General features: G+C 46.5%; 13 protein-coding genes. 10 read left to right on the top strand and 3 right to left on the bottom strand.

Annotated elements, in window-relative coordinates:
• The first annotated feature begins 3 nt into the window (after positions 1-3).
• The 3 genes from J7623_RS26850 (at position 4) to rpiA (ending at position 3,231) form a co-directional block, all read left to right on the top strand.
• Positions 4-1,005, top strand: coding sequence for a 4-hydroxyproline epimerase (locus tag J7623_RS26850; RefSeq protein WP_291926764.1), 1,002 nt, complete (start codon positions 4-6; stop codon positions 1,003-1,005).
• Between the two features lie 138 nt (positions 1,006-1,143).
• Complete coding sequence (locus tag J7623_RS26855; RefSeq protein WP_291926766.1) at positions 1,144-2,388, top strand: FAD-dependent oxidoreductase; 1,245 nt, start codon at positions 1,144-1,146, stop codon at positions 2,386-2,388.
• A 138-nt stretch (positions 2,389-2,526) separates the two neighbouring features.
• Positions 2,527-3,231 (top strand): ribose-5-phosphate isomerase RpiA, encoded by a 705-nt coding sequence (gene rpiA, locus J7623_RS26860; protein WP_291926768.1) that lies wholly within the window; start codon positions 2,527-2,529, stop codon positions 3,229-3,231.
• Here the strand turns inward: rpiA and J7623_RS26865 are convergent.
• Positions 3,197-4,480 (bottom strand): MFS transporter, encoded by a 1,284-nt coding sequence (locus tag J7623_RS26865; protein WP_291926770.1) that lies wholly within the window; start codon positions 4,478-4,480, stop codon positions 3,197-3,199. The genes rpiA and J7623_RS26865 overlap by 35 nt on opposite strands.
• A 259-nt stretch (positions 4,481-4,739) precedes the next feature.
• Between J7623_RS26865 and J7623_RS26870 the strand changes: the two genes are divergently transcribed.
• Positions 4,740-4,931, top strand: coding sequence for a cold-shock protein (locus J7623_RS26870; RefSeq protein WP_079472790.1), 192 nt, complete (start codon positions 4,740-4,742; stop codon positions 4,929-4,931).
• A gap of 127 nt (positions 4,932-5,058) precedes the next feature.
• Here J7623_RS26870 and J7623_RS26875 read toward each other — a convergent pair whose 3' ends face one another.
• Both J7623_RS26875 and J7623_RS26880 read right to left on the bottom strand, forming a co-directional pair.
• Complete coding sequence (locus J7623_RS26875) at positions 5,059-5,484, bottom strand: lipocalin family protein (protein WP_291926787.1); 426 nt, start codon at positions 5,482-5,484, stop codon at positions 5,059-5,061.
• Positions 5,485-5,679: 195 nt separating this feature from the next.
• A complete protein-coding gene (locus tag J7623_RS26880; RefSeq protein WP_291926789.1) occupies positions 5,680-6,633 on the bottom strand; it encodes a nitrilase family protein in 954 nt (317 codons plus the stop codon).
• Between the two features lie 184 nt (positions 6,634-6,817).
• Between J7623_RS26880 and J7623_RS26885 the strand changes: the two genes are divergently transcribed.
• The 6 genes from J7623_RS26885 to J7623_RS26910 all read left to right on the top strand — a co-directional run bounded on the left by J7623_RS26885 (position 6,818) and on the right by J7623_RS26910 (position 16,014).
• Entirely contained in the window at positions 6,818-9,061 is a 2,244-nt protein-coding gene (locus tag J7623_RS26885; RefSeq protein WP_291926791.1) for a helix-turn-helix domain-containing protein, read from the top strand.
• Between the two features lie 358 nt (positions 9,062-9,419).
• Complete coding sequence (locus tag J7623_RS26890; protein ID WP_291926793.1) at positions 9,420-10,175, top strand: (Fe-S)-binding protein; 756 nt, start codon at positions 9,420-9,422, stop codon at positions 10,173-10,175.
• Complete coding sequence (locus J7623_RS26895; protein ID WP_291926795.1) at positions 10,156-11,535, top strand: lactate utilization protein B; 1,380 nt, start codon at positions 10,156-10,158, stop codon at positions 11,533-11,535. The genes J7623_RS26890 and J7623_RS26895 overlap by 20 nt, the downstream gene beginning before the upstream one ends.
• On the top strand, positions 11,532-12,104 hold the full coding sequence (locus J7623_RS26900) for an LUD domain-containing protein (RefSeq protein WP_291926798.1): 573 nt from the start codon (positions 11,532-11,534) through the stop codon (positions 12,102-12,104). The genes J7623_RS26895 and J7623_RS26900 overlap by 4 nt, the downstream gene beginning before the upstream one ends.
• A 1,116-nt stretch (positions 12,105-13,220) precedes the next feature.
• Positions 13,221-15,071 carry a nucleoside-diphosphate sugar epimerase/dehydratase gene (locus tag J7623_RS26905; RefSeq protein WP_291926801.1) on the top strand — a complete coding sequence of 617 codons (1,851 nt, stop codon included), beginning with the start codon at positions 13,221-13,223 and terminating at the stop codon, positions 15,069-15,071.
• A gap of 247 nt (positions 15,072-15,318) precedes the next feature.
• The gene (locus J7623_RS26910; protein WP_291926804.1) at positions 15,319-16,014 is read left to right on the top strand and encodes a polysaccharide biosynthesis/export family protein; all 696 of its coding nucleotides are present in this window, start codon (positions 15,319-15,321) and stop codon (positions 16,012-16,014) included.
• The last annotated feature ends 5 nt before the right edge of the window (positions 16,015-16,019 follow it).

Below are 16,019 nucleotides of genomic sequence, written 5' to 3' on the forward strand. Positions count from 1 at the left end.
GCTATGGCAGCTAAAACTTTTTTTTGCATAGACGCCCATACCTGCGGTAACCCGGTACGACTGGTAGCAGGTGGTGGCCCTATTCTTCAAGGCAATAACATGATGGAGAAACGCCTGCATTTTCTGCGGGAGTTCGACTGGATCCGCAAAGGACTAATGTTTGAACCAAGAGGGCACGATATGATGAGTGGCAGCATCCTGTATCCACCCACCGATGACGCCAATGATATCGGTGTATTATATATTGAAACCAGCGGCTGCCTGCCTATGTGCGGTCACGGTACCATTGGTACGGTGACTATCGCCATTGAACAAGGACTGGTAACACCTAAAGTACCCGGCAAACTCCGCCTGGAAACACCGGCAGGACTGGTATTGGTAGATTATGTACAGGAAGGGAAGAAGGTGAAATCTGTAAAGCTCACTAACGTAAAATCATTCCTGGCGGCAGAAAACCTGGAAGTGGAATGCCCTGATCTGGGCACGTTGCGGGTAGATGTGGCTTATGGCGGGAATTTCTACGCCATCGTGGATCCGCAGGATAATTTTCCTGGTCTGGAAAACTACACCGCAGATCAGCTGATTTCCTGGAGCCGTGAATTACGTAAACGCCTCAACGAAAAATACACCTTCATACATCCGGAGAATGAACATATCAAAGGGTTGAGTCATTTACTGTGGACAGGCGCCACCATTAGCCCGGAGGCGACGGCGCGCAATGCGGTGTTTTACGGAGATAAAGCTATTGACCGGTCTCCCTGTGGTACCGGTACTTCCGCGAGAATGGCGCAATGGTATGCCAAAGGAAAACTGAAACAGGGCGATCGCTTCATCCATGAAAGTATCATCGGCTCGCAGTTTATCGGCACCATTGAGGCTGAAACCACCATGGCCGGCAAGCCGGCAATTGTACCCGGCATAGAAGGCTGGGCCATGGTAACGGGCTACAATACCATTATCCTGGATGACGATGATCCGTATGTACACGGATTCCAGGTCCTGTAGCATCGGGGAAGAGGTGATTTTTTGAAGCAAAATTTCGTTTACGCGATGCTGTTAGTTGCCTGTTGATATAGGGCTAAACATTATCAGGAACAAGGCGCTCCGCGAATAAAAGCGCGGACGATCAAATTAATTGAAAATATGAAAGCAATCGTCATAGGCGGCGGTATTATTGGTCTTAGCAGCGCTTACTACCTGCAGGAAAGCGGTTGGGATGTAACTGTTATTGATAAGGGAGATTTCAGCAACAACTGCTCCTATGGCAACCTGGGCATGATTGTACCCAGTCACTTTGTACCATTGGCAGCGCCGGGTATTGTATCACAGGGCATACGCTGGATGTTTAACAGCAAGAGCCCTTTTTACGTAAAGCCTGCGCTCAGCAGACAGTTGATAGGCTGGGGGCTGAAATTTATGAAAAGTGCCAACGCACAACATGTGGCGGCATCGGCATTGCCCCTGCGGGATATCAACATTTTTAGCCGTTCGCTGTATACAGATCTGGCGCAGCAGGAAGGTTTTAAGTTTGGCCTCGAACGCAAAGGCATTATCATGTATTATAAAACCGCGGCTGTAGGAGAGGAAGAAGCGCATATGGCGCACCAGGCCAATGACATGGGCCTGGATGCCGTAGTGCTGGATAAAGCCGCTTTGCAGCAGCTGGAGCCACAGCTGGAGATGGATGTGCTGGGAGGCGTACACTATCGCTGTGATGGACACCTCTATCCCAATGATCTCATGGGACAGCTGATCGCTTATTTGCAACAAAAGCAAGTACAATTTCTCCCGGATAAAGAAGTAACAGCGGTAAAAACCAACGGGCAAAAAGTAACGGCCGTTGTTACAGGCAGTGAAACGCATACCGCTGATTTATTTGTATTGGCCACCGGCTCCTGGACACCTGCAGTAGCACGTTTGGCGGGAGCAGCGGTACCGATGATGCCAGGTAAAGGATATTCCGTGACCCTGGAATCACCAACCGTAAACTTGAATATTCCGGCTATTTTATGCGAAGCCAGGGTAGCGATGACGCCCATGGGTAACAGGTTGCGCTATGGTGGTACCATGGAGGTAGCGCCGGTGAACGAAAACGTGAATATGAACCGTGTGGCAGGAATCGTAGATTCTATACAACACTACTTTACCAATCTCCCTATAAAAATGCCGGAAAAAACAGCCGTATGGAGTGGATGCAGACCCTGTTCACCAGATGGTTTGCCTTACATCGGTTACCTGCCCGGTTATCAGAACTTTTTACTCGGCAGCGGTCATGCCATGATGGGACTCAGCCTCGGACCCGCCACCGGTAAGCTGTTAACCGAACTGGCCAATCAACAGAAAACAAGCATCGATATCAGGGCCTTTTCGCCGGCGAGATTTAGATAGGGCAGAAAGCGGAAAGCGGAAAGCAAAAAGCTATTGTAGCGGATGATCAGTGCGTATAATATATCCGCGTTGGTCCATCCGCTACAATAGCTTTTTGCTTTCCGCTTTTTGCTTTCTGCTTTTCCTTACTTTTGATTCATGCAACAAACAGATATCGGAAAAAAAGCCGCGGGAGAAAAAGCGGCCAGCTACATTAAGTCAGGAATGACAGTAGGTTTAGGTACTGGTAGTACGGCGTATTACACGATTATGCGTATTGGCGAGATGGTAAAGGCCGGCCTGGAGATCAGGGCTGTGGCTACTTCGCAGCAATCCGCCCAACTGGCGGTGGAACAAGCCATACCGTTGGTGGATTTTGATCAGGTAGAAAAGATAGATATCGATATTGATGGTGCAGATGAAGCCGATACGCAGTTGCAGCTGATTAAAGGCGGCGGGGGAGCGTTGTTACGTGAAAAAATAATTGCGGCTGCCTCCAAAGAAATGTTGGTGGTGATAGATGAACAAAAGCTGGTGAAGCACCTGGGCAAATTTCCGTTGCCGGTAGAAGTAACCACTTTTGGCTGGGAGCTTACTTTCAAACATCTGGTGGCATTAGGCGCCCATCCTGTATTACGTTTGAAAGATAACAACCGCTTTGTTACCGATAACGGCAATTATATCCTGGATTGCCATTACCAGAAAATACACAACGCACCTGCGTTACATACGCAGCTCAACAACATTCCCGGCGTAGTGGAAAATGGCTTGTTTCTCGACTACGCCAGCAGGTTGATCATTGGTTACCACGATGGCACCGTCCGGGAAATCACGCATCCTTATCCAGCAAAGACGTCTTTTTAGTATCACGAGAGACGAGGTACACCAGCAAAGAGATAAAAATGCAAATGGTAACGTACCAGTAGTACATCGGCTCATGCCCTGTCTTTTTAAAATACAGGGCTATGGACTCCGCTGTTCCTCCAAAAATGGCCACAGTAATGGCATAAGGGAATCCAACGCCTAATGCCCGCACTTCCGCGGGAAACATTTCTGCTTTTACTACTGCATTAATGGAAGTATAACCGCTCACAATGAGCAGGGCGAGTAATATCAGCCAGAAGGCGGTCCATTCTGAACTGGTTTGACTGATAGCGGTGAGAATAGGTACGGTAAACAGGGTGCCCAGTACGCCGAAGCCTATCAACAAAGGTTTACGGCCGTATATATCCGAGATCCATCCAAACAATGGCTGTAGGCAGGCAAAGATCAGCATCAGGAAAAAAGTGATGGTGGTGGCATGCTCAATGCTCAGGTGCACGGTGTTCACCAGGAATTTCTGCATGTAAGTGGTATAGGTGTAAAATGCCAGCGTACCACCCATGGTAAGGCCCACTACGGTCAATGCCGCTTTTGGATGCTGACGGAACAGTACTTTCAGCGATCCCTTCTCCTTTTCATTTTTTATTTGTTCGAAAGAAGTACTTTCCTGCATATGCCGGCGCAGATATAGTGCAAAAAGCGCCAGGGCGGCACCAATTACAAACGGAATGCGCCAGCCCCACTCGTGTAGCTGGTCAGGCGTCAGGAATACCTTCTGTAGCAGCATTTGCACACCCAAGGCGGTTAATTGGCCGCCAATCAGGGTGACATACTGAAAACTGGAGTAAAAGCCCCGTAATTCAGGGGTGGCTACTTCGCTCAGATAGGTGGCGGAGGTGCCGTACTCACCACCTACGCTCAGCCCCTGTAGCAGCCGGGCCAGCAGGAGCAGGGCAGGAGCGGCAACGCCAATTTGTTCATAGGACGGGGTAAAGGCAATCAGCAGTGATCCCAGTGACATCAGCAGTACCGACAGCGTCATCGACGCTTTCCGGCCTTGCTTATCCGCTATACGGCCAAATAGCCAGCCCCCGATAGGGCGCATCAGGAAGCCTACCGCGAAAATGGCGGCAGTATTGAGCAACTGGGCAGTATAATTGCCCTTCGGAAAAAATATCGGCGCAAAATATAGGGAGAAAGTGGCGTAAATGTACCAATCGTACCATTCTACCAGGTTACCCGCAGATCCGGTTAATATGGCTTTTATTCGCCATGCGTCAGGCTGTTTCATATATAATGCGAAAATATATTTTAATATGGAATAATGAGCCAGCGCGGCCCTGGCGCGAGAAACTTTTTAAAATAAATTAGGGTGGTATCAGGGAATCCCCTATCTTCGTACCGCTTCTTAAGATAATGTATTGCAATTCTGTTAGTAGATCACCTCTCACATTCAGCTTTTACTTACACTTTTTCTTGTAGTTGCCCAGGTAGCCGCCTGCTGTTAAAGTAAATGGCGAGAACACGTTCACAATTAAATATTAAATATAATGCAAACAGGTGTAGTAAAATTTTTTAATGAAGCTAAAGGTTTTGGATTCATTAAAATCGAAGGTTCAGGACAAGAAATTTTTGTTCACGTATCTGGTATCAAAGAAAGCATCGGCGAAAATGACCGCGTAGTATTCGACGTGGAAGAAGGCAGAAAAGGCCCGAATGCTGTTAACGTAAGACTGGCATAATTTATTTTATAATAGTTTTGTATAAACCGCTCCTGCTTTGCAGGGGCGGTTTTTTTATGTGCTGATCACTGCATAAAAAAACGCTCCGGGATGGGAGCGTTTTTCTTTGACACACTTAAAAAGTGCTTTATTTTTTTAGCTTCACAATCACCTTACCTTTTATACCCGATTCTTCTTCTTCCATAGACATTGTAATGTCGGTATTGCTGATAGCATCCAGGTGCCAGACTTCCGGCTCTTTGGTAAGCTCCTTGTTGTCAGCCATTGTTAAAGTACTCCCATCTATTTTATAATACCCCATTCTTTCCTGCCCGGCTACGGTGTTTTTGTCGCCGGCATACAGGTTATTGTTATCGGTGAAGCGGAGGTACTCTCCCTGTGCATAAGGTTCCCCCGGCTTATTTTGCCCGCCAACAATGAAGTATGTTTCCGTGAAAGTCCATTTACCAATAATAGCAGCTCTGTTGTAATCGCCGGTTTTGTCTTTTTTCTTACAGCCTGAAAATACGAGGGCAAAGCATGCTACAGCCGCCAAAAGTTTCATTTTTGTCATAGATATAAATGATAGTTAAAAAACAATGTCTGCTTGTAATAGAACAGGTTGCGCCAGTTAACAGACGATGTAAATTTATCAGCATCATTTATACATAGCTTATTTTATGAATTTATTTTTGGACGTTACTTGTGAAATCCATTACTGTAGCTGTTTTTGACAAGAAAAGCCAGCCGTCGATAAATTATCAAGCTACTATGCTTTATCTTGTAGCCATACCACTTTCTGTACAGAAGTATGCGGTGCTGCAATTACTTCTCCATATAAATCCGGTCTGCGTGCCAGGCGATAACGATGGCCACCCGCCTGGGTCAGTTTATTTCGTGTAAGCGTTGCCGTTACTACGTCATCATCCAGTTTCCGGCATTCTGCTATCACATCTCCAAACGGATCCAGGATCATGGAACAGCCATTTTTTAACTGGTCATCATCCATGCCGATCGGGTTGGAGAAAACAGCATATACGGCGTTGTCGTATGCACGCGCCGGCAACCACTTCATCAGCCAGGAGCGGCCTTTCATACCATCAAATTCCAGTCGCAGCGAAGTAGGATCGGTATGGCGCAGTTCCCATAACTTTGGATCCACGAAGCCCGCGCCCGGCCGCGTAGATGGCGTACACATGGTCACATGGGGCATGAAAATGATTTCAGCACCCAGCAAGGCAGTTGCCCGTACATTTTCTGTGATATTGTTATCATAACAGATCAGCATACCACATTTCCATCCTAATAAATCAAATACCACATATTCATTACCCGGCTGGAGATGCGGATTGATAAACGGATGCAGCTTCCGGTATTTGGCTACCAGCCCGTTTTTATCTACACATACATAGGCTTTGAATAAATTGTCGTCTGCATCTTTTTCAAATAATCCCGCCAGTACCGCGATATTATTTTCCGCCGCAATTTCCTGCAATGCTTTGATGGAAGGACCATCCGGGATAAATTCAGATAACGCCAGCATCTGTTCTTTTGATAAATGCCGGGCAAAAGTATAGCCCGTCACAGAACACTCATGAAAGGCTACCGCCTGTGCACCGTCTGCCGCCGCCTGTGCAGATAATTTACGGATGACACTGAGATTATAGGCTTTGTCGTTGCTTTTGTTTTCGAACTGGGCTGTCGCTATTTTGATGGTTTCCATGTAGATTATTTTGTTGGCAAAAACTAAAACGAATATACAGAAAAGCTGAAAGCAAAAAGCATAAAGCATAAAGCTATTGTCGCGAGTGATCAGTGCGTATCATATATCCGCTTGAGTTCATCCGCGACAATAGCTTTTTGCTTTCGGCTTTTCTGTATATTTGCAGTTTCAATTTATAAACTCGATGCCCCAACCGGATAATACGAATACCATCTTTCACCTGGCGGCAGATTTCATAAACCACACACACCGCCATATCTTCCTTACCGGTAAAGCCGGTACAGGGAAAACTACGTTCCTGAAATACATCAAAGAACATACAAAGAAAAATACGGTAGTGGTAGCACCCACAGGAGTAGCTGCCATCAACGCAGGTGGTGTTACCATGCACTCTTTTTTCCAGCTGCCTTTCGGCCCGTTTATCCCAGGCACTAAAAGAGGCTTTGGAATGGATGAAATCAGTGGTACAGACAAGCATGGCCTGTTCCGTAATATTCGTTTTACAAACGATAAGAAAGTGCTGTTGCAGGAAATGGAATTACTCATCATCGATGAGGTTAGTATGGTACGCTGCGATATGCTCGATGCTATTGACGTTATCCTGCGCCACTTCCGCAATAAACCGCTGCTGCCTTTCGGAGGTGTACAGGTACTGTTTATCGGCGATCTGTACCAGCTCCCACCGGTTGTACCGGATGCAGAGTGGCAGATGCTTTCTGAATATTACAACAGCACCTTTTTCTTCGCTGCCAAAGTAATAGAACAGGCGCCGCCGCTCTATATCGAACTGAAGAAAATTTACCGCCAGAATGAACAACATTTCATCGATATACTCAACCGCATACGTAATAACGATGTGCTCCATGAAGACCTGGTGCTGCTGAATGAGCATTATCAGCCGAATTTTAAAGGAGAAGACGAAGAATATATCGTACTCACTACCCATAACAGGAAGGCAGATGAAATCAATGCCCGGCGCCTGGCCGACATGCCGGGAAAAGTATATCGTTTCGAAGGCAAGATAGACGGTGATTTCAGCGATAAGGCCCTTCCTACAGAACTATTGCTGCAACTGAAAATAGGTGCCCAGGTAATGTTCCTGAAAAACGACCTGGCCCAACCCCGGCGGTATTACAATGGTAAACTCGCCACCGTCAAGGAAATCAACGACGAGGAAATTATGCTGGTACTGGCAGGTTCTCATGAAGAACTGAAGCTGGGCAAAGAAACCTGGCGTAATATCCGGTATTCTTATAACCAGGAAGAAAACAGCATAGAGGAAGAAGAAATAGGTAGCTTTACCCAGTTCCCCATCCGCCTGGCCTGGGCGATCACCATCCATAAAAGCCAGGGGCTTACCTTCGAACGCGCCATTATCGACGCCGGTTATGCCTTTGCTCCCGGGCAGGTATACGTGGCGCTCAGCCGCTGTACGTCGCTGGAAGGACTGGTACTGCATTCCCGCATTGGGCATGGCAGTATCAAAACAGACCGGCAGGTGATTGAATTTGCGGAAAAAGAAAATGAAGCTAACGAACTGGTAGTGCTGCTGGAAATGGAACGGAAGAAATTCCAGGCCACCTCGCTGTTGCAGTTGTTCGACTGGTACCGCATGCAGGCCACCATCCGCAGTCACGCCGTTTGGATCCAGGATAAAAAAGTACCCGATTTTGATGCCGCCATCAAATTGAGTCGCAGCCTGTCGGCCAAAGTAGAACAACAACAGGAAGTAGCCGCTAAATTCGTGGTGCAACTGCACCAGTTACTGGATACCGCCGTGCAAACCGGTGAAATGGAACAACTGGAGCAACGTGTCAACAAAGCCATCGGCTATTTCACCCAGAGCATCCACGACGACCTGATATTGCCTATACAGGCGCATATTGCCGAAGTAAAAAAGGCCAAATCAAAGAAATACCTGCTGCAACTCATGGCGCTGGAATCCGACTGCTGGAATAAGCTACGCCATGTGTGGGAGGTGTCTTATGCTGAACTGAACTTTACGGCCGGCCTGAAAGATTATACCAAACTACGGGATGCCGATGCTGCTGCCGCCGCCATTCCCGCTAATGCTGCCAAAGAAAAGGCCGCAAAAGGTAAAGTAGAGAAAGGAGCCAGCCGGAGAGGAACGCTGGAGTTATACCTGGCAGGTAAATCGATTGCTGATATCGCCACTGCCCGTCAACTGGCCATTGGCACCATAGAAAGCCATCTGGCGCAATGCGTGGAAGCCGGTGAAATGGACATCCATCGCTTTGTTTCCGAAAGAACCATGCGTCTCATACTCAAACACATCGGTGAACTCGGCGCTACCGCTGCCGGCCCCATTAAAGAGAGAGTAGGAGATGCCGCCAGTTTCGCGGAAATCCGCGTGGTACAATGGTACCTGAAGAAGAAGCAGGAGGAGCAGATCATGAATGGAGCATAAAGCGGAAAGCTGAAAGCAAAAAGCTATTGTAGCGAATGATAAAAGCGGATAGTAATTTATTTACTCGCGTTAGTCATTCGCTACAATAGCTTTTTGCTTTTTGCTTTCAGCTTTCCGCTTTCCGCTCCACAGCAGGATAGTCCGGGTTGCAAATATTCCCCCGTTTCTTTACTTTAGGTCAGTGAAAAATAAGCCAGTAACCGGTAAAAAAGAGGTAGGATTACTGTGGCCTTGCCAGCTAAATTTGCATATTGTCAATAAGCTTCAGCAAGGCAGCTACAGGATAAACACTTGTTTTCGCTACCTCGCCGCTAACAGTGAACGGATAACAGCTAAAAGCTACTAAATTACTTTACCCGTGAAAGTAGGATTATTTATACCATGTTATATTGACCAGTTTTATCCGCAGGTAGGTATTGCTACCCTGCAGCTACTGCAAAAACTGGGTTGTGAAGTAGAGTACCCGCAGGGACAAACCTGTTGCGGCCAGCCCATGGCTAACTCCGGCTATGAACACCTGACGCACCAGTGTAATACCCTGTTTATCAAAAATTTTGCAGACTACGATTATATTGTAGGACCTTCCGGTAGTTGTGTATTGCATATCAAAGACCATTTACACGATCCGGAGAAGGAAGATAAAGCCACGCATATACGTCAACGTATATACGAACTGACGGAGTTCCTGACCGATATCCTGAAGGTGGAATCGCTCCCTGCCCGTTTCCCTTGTAAGGTGGGCCTGCACCAGAGCTGCCATGGCCAGCGTGGGCTGGCATTGGCACAGATGAGTGAACTGGTGGCAGCGCCATTTTCCAAACCGGAAAAGCTGTTACGGATGGTAGAAGGCGTAGAGCTGATACCGCTCGACCGCCAGGATGAGTGCTGCGGATTTGGAGGAACATTCTGCGTGGCAGAAGAAGCGGTGTCGGTGAAGATGGGAAAAGACCGTGTAGCCGACCACGTTAAACACGGTGCGGAAGTCATCACAGGAACAGATGTGAGTTGTCTGATGCACATGGAAGGTATTTTGCGCCGTCAGCACGCCGGCGTAAAAGTGATGCATATTGCTGAAATTCTCAATCAAAATATCCATGAACAGGCAAACAGCTGATCACGCGACACTGGCAGACAAGTTCAACGAAAATGAGCCGAGGGTTAACTGGCATGATGAAACGTTATGGTGGGTGCGCGCGAAACGCGACCGCATTGCCTGGACTATTCCCGAATGGGAGCTGCTGAGGGACACGGCCTCCCAGATAAAATTCAATGCCCTCGGCAACTTGCACGACTACCTCCTGCAATTTGAACAACAGGCACAGCAAAACGGCGCTATTGTGCATTGGGCCGCCGATGCAGCAGAGCATAACCGCATTGTTACCGACATCCTGAAAAAGCATGGCGTAAAACGGATGGTGAAGAGTAAGTCCATGTTAACGGAAGAATGCCACCTCAATCCACACCTGGAAGCCAACGGCATTGATGTGATAGATACGGACCTGGGAGAAAGAATTGTGCAATTGGCAAAAGAGCCACCAAGCCATATTGTATTGCCTTGTATTCATAAAAAGAAAGAGGAAATAGGGGAGCTGTTTCATGAACACCTGGGAACACCCGCCGGTAACGCGGATCCTCAATTCCTCACGGCTGCCGCGAGATTGCACCTGCGTAAGGAATTTCTCCAGGCCAACGCCGCCATTACAGGGGTGAATTTTGCCGTAGCTGAAACCGGGGAAATGGTAGTGTGTACCAATGAAGGGAATGCTGACATGGGTGCGCACCTGGCGGATGTACATATTGCCTGTATGGGTATTGAAAAAATTATCCCGGAGCGTAAGCACCTGGGCGTGTTTTTGCGCCTGCTGGCACGCAGCGCTACCGGTCAGCCTATTACTACCTATTCCAGCCATTTCCGTGCGCCCCGCAAAGGCCAGGAACTGCATATTGTGCTGGTAGATAATGGACGAAGCAGGCAGCTGGGGCGGGAAGACTTCCGCAACTCACTGAAATGTATCCGTTGTGGTGCCTGTATGAACACCTGCCCGGTATACCGGCGCAGTGGCGGACACAGTTATCATACCGCGGTAGCAGGGCCTATTGGCGCTATTCTCGCGCCCAACCTGGATATGAAGGATTATAAAGATCTGCCTTTTGCCTCTACCTTATGCGGCTCCTGTTCCAATGTATGCCCGGTGAAAATTGATATTCATCAGCAGTTATATAAATGGCGGCAGGTATTGGTACAGGAGGGACACACATCTGCGGCGAAAACAGCCAGCATGAAAATCATGACAGGGGTATTATCGGCACCCCGTACCTATAAAGCGGCCGGGAAAATGGGGCGCTGGGTAATGCGTGCATTTCCCGGGATGGTGAACAACCGTATGAATCCCTGGTACAAACAACGGGAGATGCCGGCGCCACCGGCACAGTCATTCTCCGAATGGTATGCAAAAAATAAAAAATCTTCATGAGCAGCAGGGATAAAATATTAGCCGCGGTAAAACAAAACCAGCCGGAGTTTGCGCCGCTTCCGGCTTTGCAGGGACTCTCCGGAAATATGCCCGGTACACTGGACGCTTACCGGAAGGTGCTGGAAGCACTGGGAGGCAGCCTGTTTGAAATAAAAGATGAAACGGAGATACCAGCTTTGCTGGCCGAACATTACCCGAATTTACAAAGGGTGATCAATGCCCGGGAAGTATCACGGGAATGGGCAAACGAAGATCCGCATTTGCTTGAAGATGTAGATATGGCCATTGTACCCGGACAATGGGGGGTAGCAGAAAATGGCGCTATCTGGCTCACCGAGCAGGAAATGCAGGTGAGAGTGTTGCCATTTATCTGTCAGCACCTGGCCATTGTACTCCCTCGTCAAAACATATTGCCGACGATGCATGAGGCCTATGAAAAAATTGGCGCGCCACAAACCGGTTTCGGTGTATTCATTGCGGGCCCATCCAAAACGGCTGACATTGAACAATCACTGGTACTCGGCGCTCACGGCGCAAAAAGCCTGGTAGTGTTTGTGACAGAAGCATAACGTAGAAGGCAGAAGCTAAAGCAGAAAGCAGAAAGCAAAAAGCAAAAAGCTATTGAAGCGGTTGATCAAAGCGGATTTTGCTATATACAGGATTAAACTGACTATGCTGATTTTGTGATGATATTTTAAAGACTTTAAACAAAGATGGGAGATAAAAGCGGGTACATCCGCTTTCATCTCCCATCTTTGCTAATCAAAAAAATAAAATCAGTTTAATCCTGTATATAGCAAAATCCGCTTTGATCAACCGCTTCAATAGCTTTTTGCTTTTTGCTTTCTGCTTTCTGCTCATAGTAAGGTATCCGTATCGTTTAGTTATTTTTTAACCACAACAGTATTTGAATAAATAGTTTACTAACTTTAGTGATATAATTTCAATAATTAGTAAATTGGTATGGTGTTTGTTCGAATGCGTGCGTTGCAAGATTGATTTTAACGCAGGTTTTATAACCATATTTACTTAGCCATATTTTTAGTCACACTGCGTTAACCAAAAATTGAAAGACCATGACCATGTATTATCTATCTGACACTTTAGAGCAGCAAGAGATTAGCAAATCGTTACAACAATTACAAACAGTAGGGAGGCATCACCACCAATGTTGCCAGGTTTCTTTAATAGTATTTAGTATGGACAGCTGTATAAGCTGATCCGCCTATTTCGTATATCCGGTAAAGTTATTTGCTGTAGCAGCGCCTTTCTATTGCGTTTCAGCAGTTAACTGTAGCCGATTTACTGGTTTTATAATCGCCTTTTAAGCCGATTCGGGCATGCTATGCACTATTCATCTGTGTTTTAAGGAAACTTTTAAAATTTTTTTTCCACAGTTTACCTTTTGATAACAGAACTTATCAAATTTAGTATTTACTTTGTGCTAACTTTGAAAACCGAATAGTTTGTAAATCATTTTTAATACCCGGTCTGGATTAACTCACGCGACACTATGAAAACCTTGAAAAAAACGCGGAGGTAGTTGACCAGGCGAATATAAATACATTTAATAACCATATCTTATTATTGAACCTATGGTGCGTAGTTCATCGTGGATTACCCCGTCATGGCTAATACTGCTGTTAGACCTGGGGTGTTCCGTTATAGCAATCAACTTAGCCTTTTTGCTCAGATTTAACTTTGATGTAGATGCATTAGAGGCCTATCCGATGTTGCAGATCGGGACCGTCGTATTAGGAATTAATCTCGTACTGTCGTTAGTATTACGTACCTACCGCGGGATCGTCAGATTTACCAGCATGGCCGATATTGGCCGCATTGCCGGACTCAATGTACTCAGCAGCCTTTTCCTCTTTGCCACGGATCGCAGCCACCTGCTAGAAGCACGGCTGAATGCATTCCCCATGTCGGTGATACTGATTAACTTCTTTATCACGGCGTTCTTCCTCTTATCCTATCGCCTGCTGGTGAAATGGATATTCAAATACTATAATAATTTCCGTAGCCAGAGCCGTACCCGCGCAGCTATTTATTATACTGGCCATTCCAGCCTCATGTTGCGCAAAGCCATTGCCGATGATCCTGCCGCCGATGTCAGAATTACCGCATTCCTGGCTGATACCAAGGCGCACGCAGGAAAATCAATTGAAGGTCTGCCTGTGTATAATTCACGCAAAGGACAGTTGTTTAAAATGGTGAAAGAAGGGAAGATCTCCTTGCTGCTCATCCCCAACGATCCTCTCGACGCAGCCCACCTCAATGAGCTGGTAGAAGAATGTATTGCACTGAATATAAGAGTACAAAAAATTATTCCTGTGAGCGAATGGACGGAAGGAGCCACTTCCAATAATAGCATCCAATTGAAAGACCTCAACATCGAAGATCTCCTGGAAAGATCTGTCATCAGTATCAAAAATCAACAGCTGAGCAAAGAACTCAAAGGCAAAAGTATCCTGGTAACAGGAGCAGCCGGCTCTATTGGTAGTGAAATAGTAAGGCAACTCCTCAACTACGAACCTTCTGTAATTGTACTGTGCGACAAGGCAGAATCTCCGTTGCATGAGCTGGAGCTGGAAATAAATGAGAAAGGGGTGAATGTACCGATCATTCCTTTCATCGGAAATGTATGCGATAGTGTCCGCATGCAGCAACTGTTCGATATTTACGCACCGGCCATTGTTTACCATGCAGCCGCCTATAAACATGTTCCCATGATGGAAAAAAATCCATCCATTGCTGTTATGAACAATGTACTGGGAACCAAGATAGTAGCGGAACTGGCAGTAGAACACGGCGTGGAGAAATTCGTAATGGTATCTACCGATAAGGCAGTAAACCCTACCAATGTAATGGGTGCCTCCAAACGTATCGCTGAAATTTTCACGCAGGCATATAACAATAAGCTGAATGAAAAATTTCTGAAGATGGGACCAGTGTATACGCCAACGCCTACACGTTTTATTACCACCCGCTTTGGAAATGTGTTAGGCTCTAATGGCTCCGTTATTCCACGCTTTAAACAACAGCTGGAAAAAGGTGGTCCGATCACAGTCACACACCCGGAAATCACCCGTTATTTTATGACCATCCCCGAAGCCTGCCAGCTGGTGCTGGAAGCCGGCGCCATGGGACAGGGAGGTGAGATCTTTGTTTTCGACATGGGCAAACCCATGAAGATTGCAGAACTGGCAAGGAAAATGATCCGCATGACCGGCAAAGAGCCTGGCCGCGATATACAAATCGTTTTCACAGGCCTTCGCCCCGGCGAAAAGCTCTACGAAGAATTGTTGAACAATGCAGAAAATACAATGCCCACTTACCACGAAAAAATTATGATCGCCAAAGTAAGGTCATCAGATTTTACCGAAGTAAATGAGCAGATTAACCAATTGATAAACACTGCCAAAGGACACTATCTTACGCCAACAGTACAGAAAATGAAGGAACTGGTACCGGAGTTTATCAGCCAGAATTCTTCTTATGAAGAACTGGACAAAGACAAAATTAAAATGTAAAAAAAGAAGTAGCAGTATTTACTGCCGCATGATATATCGCTCATTCATTTTTTAATCAATGAGTTTGTTATTTATTTAATAGCCATATCGTATAATGAAAATACTTAGTACGTGCAGATGCTTCGCATCCGCTGATAAGATCTTGTTTGCTGTCGTCATAGGTGCGTGCAGTCTTTTTCTCGCGGCTTGTTCGGGTCCTAAGAATATTACGTATTTCAAGGATGTACCGGATACCGTGAAGCAAAGTATGGTCAATCTTGCGGCCTACAGTACACCAGTTATCCAGCCGGATGATATTTTACAAATCACCGTTCAAACGATGGATCCTACTGCTACAGCGATCATGAATCAACAGAATGTGCCTAATGTACCGGCCACCGGTAGTACCAGTATTCCTGCACCATCTGCTGCAGTAACCGGCACCAATGTGAGTGGATACCTGGTAGATAAAGCAGGTACCGTGAGTTTGCCCATGATTGGTAAGCTCGAGGTAAAGGGTAAAACAACAGACGTGGTACGTGATGAGATACAGACCAAAGTGGCTGCTTTCTACAAAGATCCGGTAGTAAATGTCCGCTTCGCGAATTTTAAGATCACCGTGTTGGGAGAGGTAGCCAGACCATCTTCCTATATTATGCCCAACGAAAAGGTAACTGTGCTGGATGCGCTGGGAGTGGCAGGAGACCTGACCATATACGGTAAACGAGAGAACGTTTTATTGATCCGGAAGAAAAACGACCAACAGGAATTCGTTCGCCTGAACCTGAACGAAAGCCGCCTGTTTGCGTCACCTTACTACTATTTACAACAGGGAGATGTGATATATGTGGAGCCTAATAAATCAAAAGTAACGGCATCAGATGGCGCACGCTTAAGAAACATTACAATTGCGTCTTCTGTAATATCAGTACTGATCGTTTTATTAACCAGAGTTAAATTTTAGAGGGA

Source organism: Chitinophaga sp. (assembly GCF_017745275.1).
Taxonomy (GTDB): domain Bacteria; phylum Bacteroidota; class Bacteroidia; order Chitinophagales; family Chitinophagaceae; genus Chitinophaga.